A 2,702-nucleotide genomic window follows, 5' to 3' on the forward strand; every position below is an offset into this window, starting at 1 on the left:
TCCTTCCCCGTCGCGGACGAGAAGCCAGTCATCCGGGTGGTAGGGCCGGGTGCTGTTCCTCGGCTACCAGGTCGGTGGTAGCAACCATCCTCGAGTTAAACCGACATAAGACCCAAACAGACATGAACACGATAGTGTTTCCCCCAGATGTGCTTCAGCAAATTACTGGGGTGGCTGGCGCCTCAGTTTGTCCGGTGTGAACTCAAGATTGCGGCGTCCGTGGCTTCGGGTGCGCGGACGCGGGCTTCAGGACATGGAGACCGCGATCGGCGCCTTGCTGATCCGCGCCGCTGCCTGGGCTCGATGTTCTATGTGGTGGTCGCGGGGATCTTGCTGATCGCGAGCTATGCGACTCGCAGCAAGCTCTGGACCGAGTGGTCCGTCGAGCAGGCGCGGGCGCGCTCTGCTGGTATCACGGTGGGCGGCACCATGCGAACAGTGGGGTGGACAGTCCCGCGGTATCGGTCAGCGTCCGGAACGTGCTGCCGCCAGTAGGTAGTGCAGCACGTCGGTGGCCGCATAGTCCTCCCCGAAGCGCCGGTGCAACTCGGTGAGAACGCCGATGTCCTGGCCGATGGTGATGATCGGCGGCTCGGTGTCGTTGCCGCCGCGTCGTTGGCCCAGGCCGATTGTGCCCATGAGCCCGTTGCACAGGCAGCGGCTACCTGCGGTGTCCTCCGCCGCGCCGCCTTTGCGGATGTAGTCGTCTACCGGCTCGGCCGGGCACCGGAAACCGATCCGGCCGGTCGGTCGCAGGTACGGGGTGCGCAGATATCCCAGATCGCACCGGCGATCGCGGGCCTGGTAGATACCGTCCTCGGCGGCGGTGCCCTCCAGTTGGGCAATCTTGAAAGGGAAGCCGGTCGGGGAGGCGGCCGGATCGTTGTGGATCGTGAGCTGCCCGCCAGTGGCTTGCTGGAGCAGCTGCCGCCGTAGCTGGGGGTTGATTCCGGATTCGCGGCAGAGGGCGAAGGCGGTGCCGACCTGAACTCCGGCGGCTCCGGCCGCTCGAGCGGCGGCCACCCGCCGCGGGTCGGCCTGTCCGCCGGCGACCCAGAACGGCAACCCGGCTGCGGCTACCTTGGCCAGGTCGATCCGGTCGCGCTCGCCGTAGACGGGTTCGCCGTTGTCATCGAGGACCATTTTGCCACGGGGCCGAGCCGAGTGGCCGCCCGCGGTGGGCCCTTCGAGGACAAAGCCGTCGGGGCAGGTACGGGGGCTGCGGGCAAGGTAGCTGACCAGGGACGCGGCGGAGACGATGGCCAGGAACCGTGGCCGCGGGAGGGGCGGTAGTAGCTCGCCGGTCAGATCAGGCGGGTCGAAGGCGACGGTGTGGGTTTCCCCCGCCGGGCTGCCCTCGACGGCGACGGGCAGCTGGACCGGCCGATGGTGGGTCAGGGTGTCGATCAGAGACGGGATCTCACTGGGCAAGCCGGCACCCATCAGGATGTAGTCGACCCCGGCCAGCATCGCTCCGTACACCGCGGCGGGGGTGGCGAGCTGGACCTTCTCCAGGTAGTTGATGCCGACGACGCCGCTGTGGCCCTGCTTGGCCAGGTGGACCTCGACGAAGTTGGCGACCACGGCCAGCTCGTTCGCGTGCCGTCGGGGCCGCATGCTCAGCAGCGGCGCCGGTCGGAACGGTTTGCCGGCGGGGATTCCCCCCGGTACGTAGTAGCGGTCCAGCACGCGCTGGGCGACCTCCGGCGCGGGGAATGCGTTCAGTGCCTGCCGCAGCGTGCCGTCTTCGTCGCCGAGCTGTAGCCGGCGGGCCAGTGACGCGTCGAGTGCTACCCCGGACACCACCCCGAGCTGGCCTGCGGCGGATACGGCGGCGGCCAGCCGCCAGCTGGAGACACCGACGCCCATCCCGCCCTGAATGATGATCGGAAGTTCCACCTAGTTTCTGCCCTTCAGCCGGCCTTGTCGGCACTGGCAATCCTGTGGCCTGTCGGCCGAGGACGACAGGGCAATTGGTCCTGTAATCACGGTGGGTCAGGTCATGCAGGGGCTTCGGCCGAAGGCCGGGTCCACGCGTACTGGCCACGGCATCCCGCTCGCGTTTGTCTGGTTTAGGGGTGTTTTTCGTGTTCACGTTCGGTTGAGTGGAGTGTCGGTTTAGCGTGCGAGATGGCTGCTACCGCCTGCCTGGTAGCCGAGGAAGTCTGGCCTGGGTCGGTCCTTCCTCGCCGTTCACGGGGGAAGGACATCGACACCGCGATGAACCATCAGCATCACACCCACGAACCCGGGACCGGCCGCCCAGACGAACGCCGGGCGCGGTCGCGTTGGTGGGCGGTCGGCCTGGCCGGCGTAGCCGGACTGGCCCTCACCGCCGTCGGCGTCGCGGCGGCTCCGGCCGCCGGCGCTGCCGGAGGCGCCGCCACCAGCGCTGAAACCCAGCCTGGGGACAGTCACCGGGACAACGGCAAGTCCGAGCATGACGACAAGAGCAAGGGCGACAAGGGTAAGGGCGACAAGGGCAAGGGGAAGAAGGAGAAGGGGGAGGACCACAAGGGGAAGAAGGAGGCGCCGAAGGGCACGCCGGTCCCCTGCGACGCCGATCTGCTGATCGCCGCGATCACGTCCGCCAACGCCACCGGCGGCGGCGTGTTCGACCTGGCCAAGGACTGCACCTACCTGCTCACCGCCGACATCGACGGTGCCGGTCTGCCCGCGATCGTCACCCCGATCACCCTCAA

The 2,702-nt window shown here is 68.0% G+C and carries 1 protein-coding gene and 1 pseudogene; one reads left to right on the plus strand and one right to left on the minus strand.

Going from position 1 to position 2,702, the window contains the following annotated elements:
• Positions 1-465: 465 nt before the first annotated feature.
• Positions 466-1,899, minus strand: coding sequence for a nitronate monooxygenase (locus tag K228_RS0124440; RefSeq protein ID WP_025620721.1), 1,434 nt, complete (start codon positions 1,897-1,899; stop codon positions 466-468).
• A gap of 321 nt (positions 1,900-2,220) precedes the next feature.
• Here K228_RS0124440 and K228_RS0124445 point away from each other — a divergent pair.
• Positions 2,221-2,702: pseudogene (locus K228_RS0124445) on the plus strand (right-handed parallel beta-helix repeat-containing protein); the annotation flags it as partial.

Origin of the sequence: Salinispora cortesiana (genome assembly GCF_000484695.1) — a bacterium.
Taxonomy (GTDB): Bacteria; Actinomycetota; Actinomycetes; order Mycobacteriales; family Micromonosporaceae; genus Micromonospora; species Micromonospora cortesiana.